19 protein-coding genes are annotated in these 18928 nt (G+C 70.7%); 9 read left to right on the forward strand and 10 right to left on the reverse strand.

Annotation, left to right across the window (positions count from 1 at the left end; all coding sequences use genetic code 11):
* Window positions 1–25 precede the first annotated feature (25 nt).
* Window positions 26–433, reverse strand: a complete 408-nt coding sequence (locus AA23TX_RS30220; RefSeq protein WP_155546169.1) for a nuclear transport factor 2 family protein — start codon at window positions 431–433, stop codon at window positions 26–28.
* Window positions 434–506: 73 nt separating this feature from the next.
* On the opposite strand from AA23TX_RS30220, the gene AA23TX_RS30225 reads away from it, so the two are divergent.
* A complete protein-coding gene (locus AA23TX_RS30225; RefSeq protein ID WP_155546170.1) occupies window positions 507–1895 on the forward strand; it encodes a carboxylesterase/lipase family protein in 1389 nt (462 codons plus the stop codon).
* A 43-nt stretch (window positions 1896–1938) separates the two neighbouring features.
* Here the strand turns inward: AA23TX_RS30225 and AA23TX_RS30230 are convergent, their stop codons facing one another.
* The 4 genes from AA23TX_RS30230 to rnhA all read right to left on the reverse strand — a co-directional run bounded on the left by AA23TX_RS30230 (window position 1939) and on the right by rnhA (window position 6567).
* Complete coding sequence (locus tag AA23TX_RS30230; RefSeq protein WP_196425590.1) at window positions 1939–5016, reverse strand: glycosyl hydrolase 2 galactose-binding domain-containing protein; 3078 nt, start codon at window positions 5014–5016, stop codon at window positions 1939–1941.
* 230 nt (window positions 5017–5246) lie between these two features.
* Window positions 5247–5684: a hypothetical protein gene (locus AA23TX_RS30235; RefSeq protein ID WP_155546171.1), complete on the reverse strand. Its 438-nt coding sequence runs from the start codon at window positions 5682–5684 to the stop codon at window positions 5247–5249.
* Complete coding sequence (locus tag AA23TX_RS30240; protein WP_155546172.1) at window positions 5684–6064, reverse strand: YchJ family protein; 381 nt, start codon at window positions 6062–6064, stop codon at window positions 5684–5686. Before AA23TX_RS30240 ends, AA23TX_RS30235 begins: the two co-directional genes overlap by 1 nt.
* A 41-nt stretch (window positions 6065–6105) precedes the next feature.
* Window positions 6106–6567 (reverse strand): ribonuclease HI, encoded by a 462-nt coding sequence (gene rnhA / locus AA23TX_RS30245; RefSeq protein WP_155546173.1) that lies wholly within the window; start codon window positions 6565–6567, stop codon window positions 6106–6108.
* A gap of 176 nt (window positions 6568–6743) precedes the next feature.
* Here rnhA and AA23TX_RS30250 point away from each other — a divergent pair, with 176 nt between their 5' ends.
* The 5 genes from AA23TX_RS30250 (at window position 6744) to AA23TX_RS30270 (ending at window position 10314) form a co-directional block, all read left to right on the forward strand.
* The gene (locus tag AA23TX_RS30250; RefSeq protein ID WP_155546174.1) at window positions 6744–7445 is read left to right on the forward strand and encodes a Crp/Fnr family transcriptional regulator; all 702 of its coding nucleotides are present in this window, start codon (window positions 6744–6746) and stop codon (window positions 7443–7445) included.
* Window positions 7446–7510: 65 nt separating this feature from the next.
* A complete protein-coding gene (locus AA23TX_RS30255) occupies window positions 7511–7729 on the forward strand; it encodes a hypothetical protein (protein WP_155546175.1) in 219 nt (72 codons plus the stop codon).
* A gap of 207 nt (window positions 7730–7936) precedes the next feature.
* A complete protein-coding gene (locus AA23TX_RS30260; RefSeq protein WP_196425591.1) occupies window positions 7937–8902 on the forward strand; it encodes a hypothetical protein in 966 nt (321 codons plus the stop codon).
* A gap of 4 nt (window positions 8903–8906) precedes the next feature.
* Window positions 8907–9512 carry a hypothetical protein gene (locus tag AA23TX_RS30265; protein WP_155546176.1) on the forward strand — a complete coding sequence of 202 codons (606 nt, stop codon included), beginning with the start codon at window positions 8907–8909 and terminating at the stop codon, window positions 9510–9512.
* Window positions 9513–9531: 19 nt separating this feature from the next.
* The gene (locus AA23TX_RS30270; RefSeq protein ID WP_155546177.1) at window positions 9532–10314 is read left to right on the forward strand and encodes a DUF1684 domain-containing protein; all 783 of its coding nucleotides are present in this window, start codon (window positions 9532–9534) and stop codon (window positions 10312–10314) included.
* 15 nt (window positions 10315–10329) lie between these two features.
* Here the strand turns inward: AA23TX_RS30270 and AA23TX_RS30275 are convergent, their stop codons facing one another.
* The 4 genes from AA23TX_RS30275 to AA23TX_RS30290 all read right to left on the reverse strand — a co-directional run bounded on the left by AA23TX_RS30275 (window position 10330) and on the right by AA23TX_RS30290 (window position 13317).
* Window positions 10330–10812 carry an AMIN-like domain-containing (lipo)protein gene (locus tag AA23TX_RS30275; protein ID WP_155546178.1) on the reverse strand — a complete coding sequence of 161 codons (483 nt, stop codon included), beginning with the start codon at window positions 10810–10812 and terminating at the stop codon, window positions 10330–10332.
* 93 nt (window positions 10813–10905) lie between these two features.
* The gene (locus tag AA23TX_RS30280; protein ID WP_155546179.1) at window positions 10906–12204 is read right to left on the reverse strand and encodes a PIN-like domain-containing protein; all 1299 of its coding nucleotides are present in this window, start codon (window positions 12202–12204) and stop codon (window positions 10906–10908) included.
* A gap of 93 nt (window positions 12205–12297) precedes the next feature.
* Window positions 12298–12450, reverse strand: a complete 153-nt coding sequence (locus AA23TX_RS30285; RefSeq protein ID WP_155546180.1) for a hypothetical protein — start codon at window positions 12448–12450, stop codon at window positions 12298–12300.
* Window positions 12451–12639: 189 nt separating this feature from the next.
* Window positions 12640–13317, reverse strand: coding sequence for an MBL fold metallo-hydrolase (locus tag AA23TX_RS30290; RefSeq protein WP_155546181.1), 678 nt, complete (start codon window positions 13315–13317; stop codon window positions 12640–12642).
* A gap of 110 nt (window positions 13318–13427) precedes the next feature.
* Between AA23TX_RS30290 and AA23TX_RS30295 the strand changes: the two genes are divergently transcribed.
* Window positions 13428–14633, forward strand: a complete 1206-nt coding sequence (locus AA23TX_RS30295) for an acyltransferase family protein (protein ID WP_155546182.1) — start codon at window positions 13428–13430, stop codon at window positions 14631–14633.
* A gap of 76 nt (window positions 14634–14709) precedes the next feature.
* Entirely contained in the window at window positions 14710–17571 is a 2862-nt protein-coding gene (gene uvrA, locus AA23TX_RS30300) for an excinuclease ABC subunit UvrA (protein WP_155546183.1), read from the forward strand.
* Between the two features lie 4 nt (window positions 17572–17575).
* Here uvrA and AA23TX_RS30305 read toward each other — a convergent pair whose 3' ends face one another.
* The gene (locus AA23TX_RS30305; protein ID WP_155546184.1) at window positions 17576–18118 is read right to left on the reverse strand and encodes a fibronectin type III domain-containing protein; all 543 of its coding nucleotides are present in this window, start codon (window positions 18116–18118) and stop codon (window positions 17576–17578) included.
* A gap of 222 nt (window positions 18119–18340) precedes the next feature.
* Between AA23TX_RS30305 and AA23TX_RS30310 the strand changes: the two genes are divergently transcribed.
* Window positions 18341–18850, forward strand: coding sequence for a hypothetical protein (locus AA23TX_RS30310; RefSeq protein WP_155546185.1), 510 nt, complete (start codon window positions 18341–18343; stop codon window positions 18848–18850).
* Window positions 18851–18928: the final 78 nt, after the last annotated feature.

Consider the following 18928-nt stretch of genomic DNA (forward strand, 5'->3'; position numbering starts at 1 on the left):
CATTACCCGTCGGCCGCCCCGGGTGTCACCTGGCCAGGTCGGGGAGCACTTCGGCGACCAGCTGGGTGTCCAGGTACTCGGTGATCTCGCGGATCCGGCCGCCTTCGAGCCGGACGACGAAGCAGTACTGGTTGTCGTAGCGCGCCCCGGCCTTCGTGGCGACGCTGCCCCGCGTCTCGACCACGACGACGTCGTCCTCGGCGACGAACCGGCTCGCGGTGCTGGTGTAGGTGCCGTCGAACTGCTCGCCGAGCGGCGCCAGCAGGTCGCGGCGGACGGAGTCCTTGCCGCGGAAGCTGCCGGACCAGCTGGTGTGGCCGCCGACCGTCCACGTGACGTCGTCGGCCATGGCGGCGATCAGCGGCCGGATGTCGCCGGTGCCCCAGGCGTCGAAGGCGGTTCTCAGCAGCTGCTTGTTTTCGGACGCGCTCATGGTTCCCTCCCAGTGTGTGTGGCCCAGTCAACACGCTGGAGCGCGCTCCAGCGCAAGCTCCTAGGCTGGGTTCGTGACGACGGTGGAGATCGCGGCCGGCGCCCTGCGCGGGTCCGAAGGGGACGGGGTGCGGACGTTCCTCGGCGTGCCCTACGCCGAGCCGCCGGTGGGGGAGCTGCGGTTCCGCGCGCCCCGGCCGGTGCCGCCGTGGCCGGGTGTCCGGGACGCCACCGGGTGGGCGCCGCGCGCGCCGCAGCCCGAGCTGACCGGGCGCGGCTTCACCGGGGACGAGGACTGCCTGTACCTGAACGTCTACGCGCCGGCGTCGCCCGGCTCGTACCCGGTGCTCGTCTGGATCCACGGCGGGGGCGGCGTGATGGGCGCGCCCCACCAGTTCGACGCGTCCGCGTACGCGCGGCGAGGCGTCGTCGTCGTGACCGTCGCCTACCGGCTCGGGGTGCTCGGGATGCTGCACCTGCCCGGCGTCGCCGACTCCAACCTGTCCCTGCGCGACCAGGTCGCGGCGCTGGAGTGGGTGCGGGACGACATCGGCGCGTTCGGGGGCGATCCGGACCGCGTGACGCTCGCCGGGCAGTCCAACGGCGGCCGCACCGTCGGGACGCTGCTGGCCGTGCCCGCGACGCGCGGTCTGGTGCGCCAGGCGATCGTCCAGAGCGGGACCGGCGTCGGCTCGGTCGTGCACACCCCGGCCGAAGGCGAGGCGATCGCTTCGGCGGTTCTCGCCGAGCTGGCCGCCTCGCCGGAAGACCTCGCGACGCTGCCGGTGAAGGAGATTCTTCAGGCGCAGCAACGGGTTTCGGCGGTCTCCGGCACGAAGGTGACCTACCGCGTGGTCGTCGGGGACGAGCTGCTGCCGCAACGCCCGCTGGACGCCGTCCGCGAGGTCCCGCTGCTCATCGGGACGACGGCCGACGAAGAGGACCTGTTCAGCTGGCTGCAGTCGGGCGGCGCGAAGCTCCTGGGCGTCGGCTCGACGATGCTGGACGCCGCCGAGGTCGAGAAAGCCGTCGCGGCGTACGGCGAACTGCTCGACTGGCCGGAGGACCAGATCCGCAACCGCGCGTTGACCGCGGGGGACTGGTGGATCCCGGCGATCCGCTTCGCCGAGAAGCAGCCGGACGCGTGGATGTACCGGCTGGACTGGCGGATCGCGCCGCGGGGTAAGGGGCTCGGCGCGCCGCACGGACTGGACCTGCCGCTGACGTTCGACGACATCCGCAACCGCAACTGGCGGTTCCTCTTCGCCGGCCGGACGTTCCCGGCCGAGCGCATGCAGGCGATGGCGACCGAGATGTTCGGCGCCTGGGTCCGCTTCATCGCGACCGGCGACCCGGGCTGGCCTCGCTACACGCGGGAAGACCGCGTCACGCGCCTCTTCGACGACGTCTCCACGACGGTCTCGGACCCGGACCGCGAGCAGCGCCTGCTCTGGATGGCATGAGGGGCACCTTCACAGCCGTGAAGGTGCCCCTCATCGAACAGCGCTAGACGGTGATCTTGTCGAGGTTCGGGCCGCCGTTGGCGGTCGTCGCGGTCGCCTTGATCTTGTTCGTCCCGGCGGTCAGCGTCACCGGGATGGTGACCGTCTGCCAGGTGTCCCAGTTGCCCGTGCCGCCGAACGCCACCGCGGACGCCACCTTGGTGCCGTTCACCGTGAGGTCCATCGGCCGGTTCACCGTGGTGCCGTTGGCGAACCGCAGGACGACGTTCGCCGGGCCGGCGGCCGCCGCGTTGACCGAGAACTCCACCGCGCTGCCCGTCGCGTTGTCGTAGTTGACGAACCCGGTGCCGGTGAACCCGGCGTGGTTCGACTCCGCGACGCCGTTGGTGATCGTGGCGTTCTCGGCCTGGTAGTCCACCGGGTCACCCGGGCCCGGGCCGGTGGTGCCGTCGGCCGGGATCGTCTTCGTCCCGGTGTTCCAGCCCGCGATCCGCACGGACGCCTTGGCGCCCTTGAGGTCCGCGGTCCGGTACGTCGCCGTCAGCGTCGTCGACTCGCCGGGCCAGAGGGTGACCTGGTTGTCGGTCCACCGCACCGGCAGCACCGGCGCGCCCGCTGCGCCGACCACGTGCGCGTCGACGAAGAACGCCGGCACCTTGTTCGCCGACCCGTTCGTCAGCGTCACCTTGGTGGTCGTGGTGCCGTCGCCGTTGGTGGTCGACGTCGCGGTCGACCCCAGGCTGACCTGGGCCAGGCCGTTCAGCCCGGACAGGTCCGCGTAGGCCGACTGCGGCGTGTAGTACCAGTCGCTGTTGCCCCAGTCGAGCGTGTCGGCCTTGGTGGACAGCCAGTAGACGTTGCGGCTGACCTCCTTGCCCGCCGAGTCGCTCAGGACCAGCTTCGCCAGGTACGTCGTCGACAGGCCGCTCACCGAACCGATGGTCAGCGCGGTCGTCTTCGCGCCGTCACCGCCCACGGACACGGCCTTCGACTGGTTGAACTTCTCCGTGCCGTCCAGGTTGTACAGCTTCACGGACGCGGTGAGGTTCGACGCCGCGTCGTGGTTGTGGTTCACCACCACGACCGACTTGGTGTCGTACGAGTACTGGATGTGCAGCGGCTCGTTCGCCTTCTTCGCCCCGAAGTACGAGCCGTTCTGGTCGAGGTAGGCGTCGAACAGCTGCCAGTGCAGCGACGTCCAGCCGCTGTTGAGCATCCAGTAGATGATCCCGGTGGCCGGGTTCGAGCTGTCGCTGAAGTTGCGCGAGTGCGACTCGAACTCGGCGCGCACGTTCTCGTACTGCGCCAGCTGCGCCTTGCGGACGAAGTCGTCCAGGCTCGCCGGCTTGCCGTAGCGGCCGGTGAGCGCGTCGCCGAACAGCTTCAGGTTGGCGAACGTCGAGGACGACGACCGGTGGTACTGCGCGGTCGACGGGCTCTTCCACAGCGTGTCCAGCTCGCTCGAGGACATCATCCGCTTGAGCGTGTCCATCGTCGGGATGTCCGGCCCGGCGCTGGTCTCGGAGTTGAAGCTCCAGGCGCCGCCGAGGTCGGTGTGCGCCTTGTCGTACCAGTAGTTCGGCGGGACGTAGTCGTACGGCCCGTTCATCTTCATGCCGGACGAGCCGAGCTGCGGCGACGACTTCGCCGACGCGGCCGGGACCACCGGGGTGGGCCAGTCCGCGGCCGTGAGCGCGTCGAGGTAGTTCTTCTCGATCGTCGCGTCGGGCGCGAAGTCGCTTCCGATCAGGAACGAGATGACGCTCGGGTGGTCGCGCAGGCGCTCGGCCTCCGCGGTCATCGACGCCTTCGCGACCGGGTAGTCCGCGGCCGTCCACGGGTCACCCTTCTCGTCGCCGTTGACCTGGCCCTCCCACTTGTCGCAGCACTCCCAGCCGGGCAGCGTGAGCACGCCCATCCGGTCGGCGAGGTCGAAGAACTCGTCCGGCTCGATGTGCCCCTCCAGGCGCACGGTGTTGAGCCCGAGGTCCTTGACGTAGGCCAGCTTGTCCGCCGCGTACTGCTCGTTCCAGCGCAGGAACAGGTCCGGCGAGTAGCCGCCGCCCTTGATCAGCAGCGGGCGCCCGTTGATCGTGTACGACCGGCCGCCGCTGGAGTTCTTGTTCGCCGTCACCTGACGCACGCCGAAGCTCTCGTGTGCGGAGTCGGACGCCGTGCCGCCGGCGCTCGCGGTCAGGTCGAGGTCGTAGAGCGGCTGCCCGCCCATCCCGGCCGGCCACCAGACCTGCGGGTTGTCGATCCCGGTCACCGGGAACGTGACGGTCTTCTTCTCCTTGGCCGCCAGGCTCACCGTCTGGCTGATCGCCTTGCCGGCGACCGTGCCGGACACCGTCGTGCTCACCGCGTTCGCCGAGTCGTTGCGGACGTCGGCCTTCACCGTGAGGTCGGCGTGGCCGAGGCCGGTCAGCTTCGTGACGACGTGGCCGCCGCGCAGCGCCACCGGGCCGCTGCGCCGCACGAGGACGTCGCGCACGATGCCCATGTTCTGGTCCGGCGGGGTCTGCGCCCAGTCGATCCAGCCCATCGACAGGTCCTTGTTCGGGTCGTTCGGGTAGACCTTGAACGCGATGCTGTTCGTCCCGGCCTTCACCTGCGCGGTGATGTCCAGGTCGTGGCGCGTGTAGGCGCCGGTGACCTGCGTCTTGTCCGCGATCCGCGTCCCGTTGACCCAGACGTCGGCCTTCGAGAGGACGCCGCTGAAGTCGAGGTAGGTGCGCTGGGTGGTGTCGGTGACGGTGAGGTCGGTGCGGTACCACCACGGGACCTTGAAGTCCGCGGTCGGCACGTTCTTCATGTTGGTCGAGTAGAACGGGTCGGCGTACTTGCCGTTGGCCAGCAGGCCGGCGTAGACGGTCGACCGGGGGCCGACGGGGTACCAGCCGGCGGTGTCGAAGCCCGGCTTCGACACCGCCGAGTCGTCGCTGACCTGCGCCGACGTCTGGATGAGGAAGCCGGGGACGGCGGTGGCCGGCGCCGCGGCGGTGACCACCGCTCTGGCCTGCTCCTGGCCGGTCGCCGCCGGGACGGTCGCCCCGCTCACGGCGACGGCGAGCACCGCCGCCACCACGAGGGTCCGGGATCTTCTCTGCCGATAGCTCACTAGCGCGCCTCCTAGGCACCGCGGCGGCGTGGGGGTCGAGCGGACCATCGTTAGGGAACTTTCCTAACAATTGCGGACGATCGTAGCGGTCCGGTCACCGGGAGAACAGGGGCGTTTCGGTCGGACCCGGGCCGCCGGCTGCACCGCCGCGGTGTGCACGGCCAGCAGGAGCGGCAGTGAGCCGTCCTCCCGGATCCGCTGGGGAAGTGCCTCGCTCAGCGGGACACCGATCAGCGCCGCAGGGCTTGCTGCGCCGTGATTCCGAGATCGGCTTTGAAGAGTGCGACCACCTCGAGCCGCTGCCGGTCGACGGCGGTCACGGCGGTCCCCTCGACACCCTCGCCGGACGCGATCTTCGAGTGCGTCTCGATCACCGTGGTCGCGAGGTCCCGGGCGGGCCCGGCCACCTCCCGGCCCGCCAGCACTTCGATCTCGGCCGTGGCGGCGTGCAACCGCGCGTCCTCGGTGCGGCTGCGCTCTCCGGCCATCGCCTGGCCGTAGCTCGCGCTGATCGAGCGCAGGTATTCGGCGTAGGCGGCTTGCTTCAGCTTGCCGAGCGCGTCGTCCCGCTGCCACCGGCGGGCGCGCGATGCCTGCAGCAGCTGGAGGAAACCGCCGACGAGCACGCCGAGCAGTGCCCCGGCCACGCCGACGAGTGCGGTGCCCATCAGGCTTCCGCGTCGAGGTAGACCCACTGGCCGTCATCACGGCGGAAGCGGCTGTTCTCCTCCAGGAACCCGTCCCGGCCGTGGTGGCGGTAGTGCGCCCGGAACTCGACCGTCCCTTCGGCGTGCAGCAGGCCGCCGCCCGTGCGGGCGAGGATCTCCAGCCGCGTCCACTCCTGGCCGGGATCGAGGCTCAGCCGGCGCGGGCGCGTGTCCGGGTGCCAGGTGCGCAGCAGGTAAGCCGTGTCCCCGACGGCGAACGCGCTGTACCGCGAACGCATCAGCAGCTCGGCTGTCGGCGCCGCGAGGTCGCCGTCGTGGAACCGGCCGCAGCAGGCGGGGTAGGACTCGGCGAGGCCGCACGGGCACGAGGCGGGAGGCATGGAGAAATCATCCCACGACGGCCGCGACCGTCTACTGAGGACTATTCGGCGTTGACCGGCTTCCCGGTCTCCCGCGCTTCCTGGGCTCCCCGCACCGCGAGCCGGTCGGCGCGCTCGTTCTCCGGGTGTCCCGCGTGGCCCTTGACCCACAGCCATTCGACCTCGTGGAGACTCGCCGCCGCGTCCAGGCGCTGCCACAGGTCCGCGTTCTTCACCGGCTGGCGCGCCGCCGTCTGCCAGCCGTTGCTCTTCCAGCGGGGCAGCCACTGCATGATCCCGTTGCGCACGTACGTGCTGTCCGTGAACACGCGGACTTGCGATGGCCGGGTCAGGCTCTCCAGCGCCCGGATCGGCGCCGTCAGCTCCATCCGGTTGTTCGTCGTCGGCGTGGCTTCGCCGCCGTAGAGCTCACGCTCGTGCCGCCCGTAGCGGAGGACCGCGCCCCAGCCGCCTGGTCCCGGGTTCCCGCTGCACGCGCCGTCGGTGAAGATCTCCACGTCCACGCGGTGACCCTATCGGTCCCGGCCCTCGCCCCGGCCCGCCACGCCCGGTTACCGATCCGGCCAGAAGTAGGCCGGCCCTCGAGCGGTACGTGCCCTTGCCACGACAGCCATCCGGCCGTGACTGTGGTCGGATTGGTAACGAACGGCACAGTACGGTGGAGATCCGGAGGGGAGCCATGAGCGGGCACGACGACACGGCCGAGGGAGCGCTCCTGGCCTATCTCGCCGACGTCGATCGCGACTACCTGCTCGCCCGGGGCACCCGCCGCCGGTTCCGCGCGAACGACGTCGTCCTCATGGAGGGCGACCCGTCCGACCACGTCCACGTGCTGGTGTCCGGCTGGGTGCGCGTCTCCACGATCGTCGAGGACGGCCGCGAGGTCCTCTTCGGCCTGCGCGGCCCCGGCGAGGTGCTCGGCGACCTCGCCGCCGTCACCGGGCGGCCGCGCTCGGCGTCGGTGCGCGCGATCGAACCCTGCGTCGTCTTCCAGCTGACCGGCGCGGAGTTCGTCGACGTCCTGCACACCCGGCCCGAGATCGCCATCGCGACGATCAAGACCGTCGCCGCCCGGCTCCGCAGCGCCGAGTCGGCCCGGGTCGACGCCGCGGCCTTCGACGTCAGCCGTCGCGTCGCGGTGGTCCTGGTCCGGCTGGCCGAGGAGCGCGGCCGGCGCGTCCCCGAGGGCGTGATCGTCGAGGGCTCGCAGGAGGACATCGGCGCGCAGATCGGCGCGGCCCGGCGTACCGTCGCGCGGGCGTTGCGCATGCTGCGGGAGCGGGGGATCGTCGAGACCGGCCGCGGCCGGATCCTCATCCGCGAGCTGCGCGTGCTGCGCGCCTTCGCCCGTTCTGAGCCAAACGGCACACACCGCCCGTGACAGCGGACCTCTGAGCGAACCCCGCCCCGGCGCGATCCTGGGTTCCGGCCGGAAAAAGAAATCGGATGCCGACCGGCCGGATTTCCGTTTCGAGCGAGGTCGGGGAGTGCTTTGCCGTGAACGTCTACTGCAAGATCTTGACCCTGGTGAAATCGGTCTTCGCCGCGTTCGTGGTCGGTGCTGTCGCGGGTTTCCTGGCGGCCACCGGAAACGCGACGGAGCCGGCCGCGCCGGCGTCACACGGCTCCGCCCCGTTCTCCGCCTCGGCTTGGGTGCAGCGATGAGGAGGTGTGTGTGATGGAGAGCCACTCGATCTGGGCGCTGATCTTCGGCGCGAACTGATCCGCGCACGTCCCGGTCGGCCGGCTCGTGGGGGGCCGGCCGGCCGGGTATTTCCGTGAATTCCGGTGTCCGCGATCTGTCACGCCCCACGCGGAACGTTCTTGGTAATGTTGGCTGTCATTTTCACCGCGGCTCCGGAAGGGGGTGGGATGCGGCCGGACAACTCCTTCCCGTTCGTGCGCGAGCTGAACGAACTGCGCCGCGGTCGCGGGCTCGACGCGGCCGACCTGCACCAGCGGATCGGTCCCTGCCTGCGCGAGGCGTGCGGGATCACCGAGGCCGACCAGCCCTCCGCCGCCCGGCAGAAGCTCGTCCTGCGGCTCACCGAGCTGTGCGGCCGGCTCCCGGCCGACCTGCGGCTGGCCGCGCTCGCCGCGCTGGGCCTGCACGAGGAGGCCGCGGGGGAGTTCCTGGACCGGCGGATCTCGTGGCTGGCCAGCGTCCTGGACCGCGACCCGCGCACCGCGCGCCGGCGGATCGACCTCGCGTTCCGCCGGCTCGACGAGCTGCTCGGCGCGCCCCCGCCGGACCGCGACCGGCACCCGCTGGCCGGCTGGTACGCCGAGTCGACGAAGGCGGTGCTCCGGCTCGACCGCGACCCGCCGGACCTGCAGGAGGAGCGCCGGATCGTCGCGGAGGTCGACGAGCTCGACGAGCTCGTGCTCTCGTTCAGCGTCCCGGCCGAGCCGGGCAGCGACCCGGTGCCGGACATCTCCGCCGAAGTCCTGTTCGGCGGCGAGATCGTCGAAGCGCGCCAGGTTTCGGTGAGCCACGCGCAGTTCGTCATGCGGCTGCCCAGCCCGTTGCGGCTCGGTCAGCGGCACGAGTACGGGATCCGCTTCGCGCCGCGGCGCACGTCGCTGCGGCCGTACTACGTCATGACGCCCCTGCGCCGCTGCGAAGAGTTCGCGGTGCGGGTCCGGTTCGACCGCGCGAACCCGCCGCCGCGCGTGTGGCGGCTCAACGGCGTCCCGGGCCGGGTCGTGGACGACGGCGTCGACTCCGGTGACGCGTTGACGGTCAACCGGGTCGGCGAGGTGGCGCTGGAGTTCCACGACCTGCACCAGGGGCTGAGCTACGGCCTGCAGTGGTCCTTCGACCCCCGGGAGGACTGAGCCCATGCGCACCGTCCCGGTGGCCGCGACGGTCGTCCGGATCGGGATCGTCGCCCCCAGCCGCGGCGGCACCGCCCGCGCGGTGCACCTCGGCGCCACTCTCGACGGGGTGCTGGACGAGGTGTTCGACCGCGTCCCGGTGCCGTACCGCACGCCGACCTGGTACCGCAGGCCGGAAGGGGACAACGCGACGCTGGTCATCCCGCCGAGCGTGCCGCTGCGGTGGGTCGCGACCGGGTTCGCCGGCGAGCTGGACGCGGCGCTGCGGCGGCGCAACCGCCACCTCAACGAGTTCGGCAGGCTGCGGCTGAGGCTGGCCGCCGACCACGGCGACGTCGTGCTGCGGCCGCCGAACTTCGGTGGCGCCGCGATCGCGCTGGCGGTCTGGCTGTGCGAGTCGGAGGTGCTGAAGACGGCGATGGGCGCGGAGCCCGGGCGCGATCAGCTGCTGATCGTCTCCGACCGGTTCCACGCGGCGATCGACGACGTCCCGGGGTTCCGGCGCGTCGTCGTCCCCGCCGGCGGCGAGCGCGAAATCGCGTGGGTGTCGACCGGTCCGGATACTGGGACGCGGAATACCGGCTCTCCCGACGGGTTGGCACCGTCGTAGCCGAGGAGAAGGGCCCGCGATGAGCACGTTCACGAGCGAGTGGCAGGACTGGAAGACCCACCGCGAGGAGGACCTCGCGGCACCCCACGGCTGGCTGGCGCTGGTGTCGCTCGACTGGCTGACCGACGCCCCGCGTGAGTACCCGGGCATCCCGGGCCGCTGGTGGCAGGACGCCGAGGCGGCGTACGTCGACCCGGCCGGAGCGGCCCTCGCGCACGAGGGTTCGCCGATCACGGAGACCCGCCGGTTCGAGCTGGTCAACAGCGGTGCGGGCACGCGCGTGCTGGCCGGCGACGTCGAGATCGAGGTCGCCCGCCGTTCGGGGTACCTGATCCGCGTGCACGACCCGAAGGCCGAGGTCCTGCGCGAGTTCCACGGCGTCCCGGCGTACGAGCCGTCGCCGTCCTGGGTGGTCACGGGCCGTTTCGAGCCGTTCGACGAGCCGCGGCCCACGACGGTCGGTGCGGTGGTGGAGGGCCTCAGCCACGTCTACACGGCGCCGGGCCTGGTCCACTTCTCCGTCGGGGGAGCGCCGCACACGCTGACCGCGTTCAACGGCAAGGACGGGGGGTTCAGCATCCTGTTCACGGACGAGACGAGCGGCGTCACGACGTACGCGGCGAACCGCTCGCTGCCGGTCGGCGCGCCCGCCCCGGACGGGACGGTGACCCTGGACTTCAACCGGGCGGTGAACCTGCCGTGCGCGTTCACGGACTTCGCGACGTGCCCCCTGCCGCCGGCGGGCAACCACCTGCCGTTCGCGGTGGAGGCGGGGGAGAAGATCCCGTACGAGCGTGGGTGACTCCCCCGCTGTCCCCTAGTGGGCCACGTCGATGACGACGCGGTTGGGCCCGGTGAGCGTGAAGACGTTCACCGCGGTCCGCGACCGCACGCCGAGCCCGATGGTCAGCTCCGCTTCGAAGTCCCCGGTGACGGCGACGGCCATGACGTTCGAGAGGTTCCGCGTCCGGAACTTCTGCGGCCCGGTGTAGGTGGGGTTCCCGGCATCGTCGTGCGCGGCGGCGTGCGACACGGCGACGTTGACGAAGTACTGCCCGGTGAGCCACACGATGTCCCCGGTGGGGTCGGCGGTGAGCTCGTCGACGAGCTGGTAGCTGACGGTGGGGGTGCCGCCGGGGCCGAGGTCGAGCACGACCCGGTCGAAGGTGGGGTTGTTCCCGGTCCGGATGGTGGTGAGGGTGGGAACGCTGTTGACGGCCTGAGCTGGCGCGGCGGCGGCCACGCTCGCCGCGAGCAGCAGGGTGATGGCGAGAAGGGCGCGTCTGACGGGTCTGGACATGGTGGACCTCCTGGGTGAACCGGTGGAAGTCCCAGCGCTGGGTTCTCAGGAGACGTCCGGTTCGTCCGGGAGTTGCGCCGGAGTCCCTTATCGTTACCCGGCTGCTCCGGACGTGTCGGGGGTCGGCTTCTCGCCGGGGTCCGGTGCCGTGGCCGCGAGTTCCTCGAGCAGCGCCGGGACTTCGGCCGGAACGCTGAAGTACGAAGCCTTCACCCCGTCGGGGTAGCGGGCGACGAAGACCGGCGCGACGCGGGCCGGAACCGTGCCGTCCCCTTGCAGCGCCGCCGTCAGGCGGCGGAAGGGCCGGGTGAAGCCGCGCAGCATCCGGTCGTCCGCGTACTCGCCCAGCTCGTAGACCTTCTCCCGGCTCACCCGCCCGTCGCTGCCGGGAGTCGCGAGGCGGAGCGCGGCGGCTTGCACCGGAGCTTCCCGGTCGAGCTGCTCCAGAAGCGCCGACAGCGCCGGCAAGGTCCAGGGATCGGCCGGCTCTTCTTCACCGGCCTCGGCGACCCTTCCGGCGTCGACCGGCGAAGCCCGGTCGACCTCGACCTCCAGGACGGCCGCCCGCGCGAGCAGGTCCGCCGGGCGTAGCAGGAACAGCCGTCGGCCGGTCAGTTCGTGGAACTCCAGGGCCAGCTCGGGCCGCGGGCCGACGAAGTCGGACTGCTGGCGCCACCACCAGTCTTCCTTCTCGTCGCGGGTGACGAGGAGAAGGTCTTTGCTCTTGTCCTTCGCGTACCGGGTGGCTTGGTACCAGACGAGGTAGTCGCCGGCGCCGCCTTCCGGCGTGTCGTTGTCCTGCTTGCCCGCGTCTTTGTAGCCGGGCGGTTCCTCGTTCTCGATGCGGCGGTTGGCCTCCGCGACGCACTCGGTCCACTCGTCGGCGTCCAATCGCGGTGTGATCCGTCCGGCGAGAAGCTCTTCGAGCTGTTCCAGGATCCGGTCGCCACTCCGCTCGGCATCCGCGTCCTGGAGCACCTGCTGGAGTTCGTCCTTGAGCGTGCCGACGAAGCCGTCGACTCGCGAGGCGAGCTCGGACAGCTCGTCGTCGACTACGCCGACCGCCTTCGCCCACACGGTCAAGGCGTCGCAGATGGCCCGGCCCGACTTGGCGAGGGCGTCCGTGGCCGCCTTGGTCGCACCGCGAGGACTGCCTTGGGAACGTTGCCGGTGTCGCCAGAACTCGCGAAGGGCCTGATGCGGCACGACGAGCCGCTCGTCCAGGCTCTTCAGGGTGTTGATGAGGTCCTGTGACGTCTGGGGCCGGAACCGGTAGAGATCGAGGAGGACGTTCGCGTCGACGGCGACGACCGCCTCGCGGAGGGCGGTGTCGATCTCCTCCGACGAAGCGATCTTGAACCCGGCGAATTCCCCGTCGTACAGCCCGCTCATGGGAAGACTCTGCTCGACGGGGAACCGCGCGAGGAAGCGATCGCGGCCAGCACCACCTGGTTGGAGCAGGTGTCACCGACCGCGTTCGCGCCGCTACTTCCAGTGGCCGCCGTGTTCGTTGCACACGAGGCCCGTGGACGAGCACTTGCTGCACGTCAGCTTGTCGCCCAGCAGGCTGCGGGTCCGTCCGCCGTTGCAGGCGGAGCAGTCGTGCAGCGGCCGGTGGCACTTGCGGCAATCGGACATGAGTCACTCCTTGGTCGGCTGGCCCGTTTCGCGGGTTCGGCTTCGGTCCAGGACACGGTCGGTGTTCTCGGGCGTCCTGTTACGGCGCGGCCGGATTCCGGGGCCGGTCAAGGGAAGCGGGCAGCGACGGCGCGCAAAAAGCAAACGGGGCCGCCTGAAGGAGCACAGGCAGCCCCGATCGGAGGAAATTCACCAGCCGCGTTCGCGCCATTCGCCGAGCTTCGGACGCTCCGCGCCCAACGTCGAGTCATCCCCGTGGCCCGGGTAGAACCACGTCTCGTCCGGCAGCTCGTCGAAGATCCGCGACGACACGTCGTCCAGCAACGACGAGAAGTCCTCCGGCGACGTGGTCCGCCCGATACCGCCCGGGAACAGCGAGTCCCCGGTGAACAGGTGCGGGTGCCCCGACGGATCGCGGTACAGCAAAGCGATCGACCCCGGTGTGTGCCCCCTCAAATGGATCACCGAAAGAGTGACCTGCCCCACCGACAGCGTGTCTCCGTGCTCGACCAGGAAGTCCGGCGGCACCGGCAACGGCGAAGCGTCCAGAGGGTGCGCCGCCGTGTTGGCTCCGTTGGCCCCCGCCACCGCGCCCAGTGCCTGCCAGTGGTCCTGGTGCTGGTGGGTGGTGACGACCGTCTTCAACGCCGGGCGGTCGGGGCCGTGGCCGATCAGGTCCGAGATGCGGTCCGGGTCGTTCGCCGCGTCGATGAGCAGGGCCTCGTTGTCCGCCCGGCACACCAGCAGGTACGCGTTGTTGTCCATCGGGCCGACGGACAGCTTGGTGATGGTCAGCGCGTCCAGGGTGCGCCGGGAGGCGTCGCCGCCCGGGTCGACGTGCCCCGTGTAGGTCTCCACGATGTTCACCTGGCACACGGTAGTCGTTTCGCTCCAACCGGTTCCACCCGCACAAGCGCGCGGCCGCCCCGCCACGTAGGCTCACGGCGACCCCCAGCCCAGCCGACCTCAGGACGACCGTGCCCACCTCCCCGACGCCGCGCCGGATCAGCTGGGACCTCCTCCGCGTCGTCGCCGTCTTCGCGGTGATCCTCGGGCACGTCACCCACCAGGGTGCGCTCCTGCACCCGGAGTTGACGGGGTACCCCGTAAGGGTGACAGCGCAGTTCGGCGCCGCGATCCTGCTGGTGATCTCCGCCTTCTTCGTTTGCGCGAGCCTCCGCAAGGGCAATCCGCGCCGGTGGCTGTGGAACCGCGTCGCGCGCCTCGTGCCCGCCTACTTCGTCGCCGTCCTGGTGACCTACGTCGTGACGCGGTGGGCTGCCATCTCCTTCAGTGGCCTGCCCTACCCGTCCGGCGTCACCGGGTTCCTCTTCGGCGTGCCGCAGGGGCTGCCGTCGAACCCGTCGCCGTGGTACATCCCGACCGGGCTCGACCTGGTCGCCAACCTCGGCATGGTGCAGGAGTGGGGCATCCGGTCGGAGACGTTCTACTACCTCGACGGCTCCTACTGGACGCTGCCGGTGCAGCTGCTGGCCTTCACCGGCGCCGCCCTCCTGTGGCCGCGGTCGTGGCGCACCCACCGGCTGACCGTCGCCCTGCTCTGGGCCCTGATCCTCGTCCCGCTCGCGCTGCGCTTCGTCGTCTTCGCGCCGGGGACGGCGAGCCCGGTCGTCGAGACGTTCTACTACGGCCTGGGTCTGCACCGGCTGCACGTCTTCGCCATCGGCGTCGCGCTGTGGCTCTGGTCTCAACGCCGGCTCAAGACGTGGCACGCCGCGCTGTTCGTGGTCGCCGCCGTCGCCGCGCAGGACCTGCAGGTCTTCCCGTTCCACGTCGCGCTGCCGCAGGACGCCCTGCGCTGGCCGTCCACGATCGGGTTCGCCGTGCTCCTGCTGCTGGTCTGCCTGGCCGCCCGCGGCCCCGACTGGCGGTTCCCCGGACTGGCGAGGATCGCCCCGGCCGTCACCTGGCTCGCGGGCATCTCGTATGGTCTTTACCTGGTGCACCAGGAGCTGGGTTACGTCCTGGCCCGCGCCCTGCTCGACGCCGGCCTGCCCGGCTGGCTGCGGCTCCCCGTGGTCGTCGGCGCCGCCGTGCTGGCGGGGTGGGCGGTCACCGCGGGGGTCGAACGGCCGGTCCACCGGTGGCTCACCACCCGCCGGAAGCCGGAAGAACCGCAGGTCAAAGACGCAGAACCAGTTTCTGTCGGTGGTGGCTCGTAGCATGGAGAGGCCGCCCGTGCAGCCTCCTCTCCGGGCCGGCAACCGCAGCTGAGAATGACACTGAAGGGACCCTGGCGTGGCTGATCGCCTCGTTGTTCGCGGTGCCCGCGAGCACAACCTCCGCGGCGTGGATCTCGACCTGCCCCGCGACAGCCTGATCGTTTTCACCGGTCTGTCCGGGTCCGGGAAGTCGAGCCTCGCCTTCGACACCATCTTCGCCGAAGGGCAGCGGCGCTACGTCGAGTCGCTCTCGGCGTACGCCCGCCAGTTCCTCGGGCAGATGGACAAGCCGGACGTCGACTTCATCGAGGGCCTTTCGCCCGCGGTGTCGATCGACCAGAAGTCCACCTCACGCAACCCGCGCTCGACCGTGGGCACGATCACCGAGGTCTACGACTACCTGCGCCTGCTCTACGCCCGCGCCGGCAAGGCGCACTGCCCCAAGTGCGGCGAGCCGATCAGCAAGCAGACCCCGCAGCAGATCGTCGACCAGGTGCTGGAGATGGACGAAGGCGTCCGCTTCCAGGTGCTCGCGCCGGTCGTGCGCGGGCGCAAGGGCGAGTACGTCGACCTGTTCGAGAACCTGCAGCAGCAGGGCTACGCGCGCGTGGTCGTCGACGGCACGGTGTACCCGCTCACCGACCCGCCGAAGCTGAAGAAGCAGGAAAAGCACCAGATCGGCGTGGTCATCGACCGCCTGAGCGTGAAGTCGTCTTCGCGTCAGCGGCTCACCGACTCGGTCGAGACGGCGCTGCGGCTGGCCGACGGCCTGGTCGAGCTGGAGTTCGTCGACCTGCCCGAGAACGACCCGAACCGGATCCGCGGCTTCTCCGAGAACCTGGCCTGCCCCAACGGCCACCCCCTGGCCATCGAAGACCTCGAGCCCCGCTCGTTCTCCTTCAACTCGCCCTACGGCGCCTGCCCCGTGTGCACCGGTATCGGCATCCGCAAGGAGGTCGACCCGGAGCTGGTGGTCCCGGACGACGAGCTGTCGCTGGCCGAGGGCGCGATCGCGCCGTGGTCGGGCGGGCAGAGCGCGGACTACTTCATCCGGCTGCTGGAGTCGCTGTCGGAGACCATCGGCTTCCGGATGGACACGCCGTGGCGCCGGCTGCCGGCGCGGGCACAGAAGGCCGTCTTGCACGGTGTCGACGAACAGGTCCACGTCCGCTACAAGAACCGCTATGGCCGCCAGCGGTCGTACTACGCGGCCTTCGAGGGCGTCATCCCGTTCCTCGAGCGGCGGCAGGAGCAGACCGAGTCCGAGTACATGCGCGAGCGGTACGAGGGCTACATGCGCGAGGTGCCGTGCCCGGCCTGCCAGGGCACCCGGCTCAAGCCGGAGATCCTCGCCGTCACGCTGGCGCACAAGACCCGCGGTGACATGTCGATCGCCGAGGTCTGCGCGCTGTCCATCGCGGAGGCGTCGCAGTTCCTCGACGAGCTGGAGCTCGGGCAGCGCGAGTCAATGATCGCCGGCGCGGTGCTCAAGGAGATCCAGGCCCGCCTGCGCTTCCTGCTCGACGTCGGCCTGACGTACCTCTCGCTCGACCGCGCGTCGGCCACTCTTTCGGGTGGTGAAGCGCAGCGGATCCGGCTCGCGACGCAGATCGGGTCCGGTCTGGTCGGCGTGCTCTACGTCCTGGACGAGCCGTCGATCGGCCTGCACCAGCGCGACAACCACCGGCTGATCGAGACGCTGACCCGGCTGCGGAACCTGGGCAACACGCTGATCGTCGTCGAGCACGACGAAGACACGATCCGCTCGAGCGACTGGGTGGTCGACATCGGTCCGGGCGCGGGCGAGCACGGCGGCCACATCGTCCACAGTGGACCGTACAAGAAGCTGCTCAAGAGCAAGGAGTCGCTGACCGGGCAGTACCTGTCCGGGCGGCGGAAGATCGAGATCCCGGCGATCCGGCGGCCGATCGACAAGAAGCGGCAGCTGACCGTGGTCGGCGCGCGCGAGCACAACCTGCGCGGGCTGGACGTCTCGTTCCCGCTCGGCTGCCTGGTCTCGGTCACCGGCGTCTCGGGCTCGGGCAAGTCCACGCTGGTGAACGACATCCTCGCGACGGTGCTGGCGAACAAGCTCAACGGCGCCCGCCAGGTGCCGGGCCGCCACACCCGGGTCAACGGCCTGGGCAACGTCGACAAGCTGGTGCGCGTCGACCAGTCGCCGATCGGGCGGACCCCGCGGTCCAACCCGGCGACCTACACCGGCGTCTGGGACCACGTGCGGAAGCTGTTCGCGGCGACGACCGAGGCGAAGGTCCGCGGCTACCAGCAGGGCCGGTTCTCGTTCAACGTCAAGGGCGGCCGCTGCGAGGCGTGCGCCGGCGACGGCACGATCAAGATCGAGATGAACTTCCTGCCGGACGTCTACGTCCCCTGCGAGGTCTGCAAGGGCGCGCGGTACAACCGGGAAACCCTCGAGGTGCACTACAAGGGCAAGACCGTCTCGGACGTGCTCGACATGCCCATCGAGGAGGCGGCGGAGTTCTTCGAGCCGATCAAGGCCATCCACCGCCACCTGCAGACGCTGGTGGACGTCGGCCTCGGCTACGTCCGGCTCGGCCAGCCCGCGCCGACGCTCTCCGGTGGCGAGGCGCAGCGCGTCAAGCTGGCCAGCGAGCTGCAGAAGCGCTCGACCGGCAAGACGGTCTACATCCTCGACGAGCCGACCACCGGCCTGCACTTCGAGGACATCAACAAGCTGATCGGCGTGATCAACGGGCTGGTCGACAAGGGCAACTCGGTGATCGTCATCGAGCACAACCTCGACGTGATCAAGACGTCCGACTGGATCATCGACATGGGTCCCGAGGGCGGCAACGGCGGCGGCACGATCGTCGCCGAGGGCACGCCGGAGCACATCGCGAGCGTCGAGGAGAGCTACACGGGCGAGTTCCTGCGCACCGTCCTCACCGCCGAGTAGCGGCTCACCGCTCCTTCCCGGTGGTCTGGTGGACCACCGGGGAGAGCGGGCCGTAGTGCAGTGTCCGGAGCCGGTAGGCCGAGCCCTCCTCACCCGGGAGGACGGACAGGGCGCACGTCGTCGCGTCCGGGTCGGTCACCTCGACCGGGTCGAAGTCCGGCGCGCCCGGCCGCCGGATCTCCAGGAGGTACCCGGCTTCGTCGCTCGTGCGGTCGGCCCACGTGAACGTCACCGTGTCGCCGGAGGTCACCTCGTGCAGCTCGGTCGACACCGGGCCGGTGAACGGCTGCTCCCGGTAGTAGAACGGCGTCTCCGGGATCAGGTCCGGGTGGTGGTAGCTCGTTGTGTGGGCGGGCAGGAACCGCAGTGTCGTCCACGGCCCGGCGGGGTCGTTCGCGTACTCGACGCGGTGGCCCGCCCCGTCGTCCGGCCACGTCAACACCACGTCGGTCGGTGACGTCAGCGACGCGGTGAACGACGGCGGCGGCGCCGGGGTGGAACAGCCCGCGGCCAGCAGCGCCACGCAGAAGAGGGGTTTCACGGACACGGCGGCTCCCGAGGTGAAGCGGGGGCGGCGGCGAACGTGATCAGCTTAGGAACCCCGCCCGTACGGCGACAAGGTCGTGCCGATCACCGGAACGCACCAATCCGGCCCCGGACCGGCACCGAACCGCCCGAAACCCCGCTGAACCGTTTCGTGCACGCGTCCGTGTCTCAGGTGTCGAGGTCCGCCGGACGGCGGTGCCGCCCTCACCGAGGAGAGAACGTCATGAACCGTATCCGGACGGCCAGTTTGTGCGCCGCCGCGATCGCCGTCGTCGCCCCGTTGTCGGCCTGCGGTGACATGGCCTCCGCGGGGGCCGGGAACCCGGACCACGGGCAGCCCGGGCACGTGATGCTGGCCGCCACGCAGGTCGCGGGGGTCGGCACGGTCGTCACCGACGCCGCGGGCAAGACGCTCTACCGGTTCGACAAGGACATGGCGACGCCGCCGATGTCCCACTGCGACGCCCAGTGCGCCGCGACCTGGCCGCCGGCGCTGGCCGGGGAGGGCGCCACGATGCTCGAGGGCATCCAGGACAGCCAGGTCGGCACGCTGGCGCGGCCGGACGGCAGCAAGCAGCTCACGCTCAACGGCTGGGCGCTCTACGAGTTCTCGGGCGACAAGGCCCCGGGGCAGATGAACGGCCAGGGCGCCAACGGCACCTGGTTCGCCGTCGCCCCGGACGGCAGCAAGATCACCGCGGCGCAGCCCGCGGCCGGTGGCTCCGGCTACTGATCACCGACGGATTCCGGGCAGGACGAGGAAGGACGGGCAGCCGATGAACACCATGGTCGCGCTGCGCTCGGCGCACGC

It is taken from the genome of Amycolatopsis camponoti (genome assembly GCF_902497555.1).
Taxonomy (GTDB): domain Bacteria; phylum Actinomycetota; class Actinomycetes; order Mycobacteriales; family Pseudonocardiaceae; genus Amycolatopsis; species Amycolatopsis camponoti.

Bases quoted from the DNA above. Each gene is read 5' to 3' on its own strand.
- AA23TX_RS30255 (WP_155546175.1), top strand. From the start codon at position 7,511: ATGCCGACCGGCCGGATTTCCGTTTCGAGCGAGGTCGGGGAGTGCTTT.
- AA23TX_RS30280 (WP_155546179.1), bottom strand. From the start codon at position 12,204: ATGAGCGGGCTGTACGACGGGGAATTCGCCGGGTTCAAGATCGCTTCG.
- AA23TX_RS30275 (WP_155546178.1), bottom strand. From the start codon at position 10,812: ATGTCCAGACCCGTCAGACGCGCCCTTCTCGCCATCACCCTGCTGCTC.
- AA23TX_RS30285 (WP_155546180.1), bottom strand. From the start codon at position 12,450: ATGTCCGATTGCCGCAAGTGCCACCGGCCGCTGCACGACTGCTCCGCC.
- AA23TX_RS30265 (WP_155546176.1), top strand. From the start codon at position 8,907: ATGCGCACCGTCCCGGTGGCCGCGACGGTCGTCCGGATCGGGATCGTC.
- AA23TX_RS30260 (WP_196425591.1), top strand. From the start codon at position 7,937: ATGCGGCCGGACAACTCCTTCCCGTTCGTGCGCGAGCTGAACGAACTG.
- AA23TX_RS30270 (WP_155546177.1), top strand. From the start codon at position 9,532: ATGAGCACGTTCACGAGCGAGTGGCAGGACTGGAAGACCCACCGCGAG.
- AA23TX_RS30250 (WP_155546174.1), top strand. From the start codon at position 6,744: ATGAGCGGGCACGACGACACGGCCGAGGGAGCGCTCCTGGCCTATCTC.
- AA23TX_RS30220 (WP_155546169.1), bottom strand. From the start codon at position 433: ATGAGCGCGTCCGAAAACAAGCAGCTGCTGAGAACCGCCTTCGACGCC.
- AA23TX_RS30235 (WP_155546171.1), bottom strand. From the start codon at position 5,684: ATGGGCACCGCACTCGTCGGCGTGGCCGGGGCACTGCTCGGCGTGCTC.
- AA23TX_RS30240 (WP_155546172.1), bottom strand. From the start codon at position 6,064: ATGCCTCCCGCCTCGTGCCCGTGCGGCCTCGCCGAGTCCTACCCCGCC.
- AA23TX_RS30310 (WP_155546185.1), top strand. From the start codon at position 18,341: ATGAACCGTATCCGGACGGCCAGTTTGTGCGCCGCCGCGATCGCCGTC.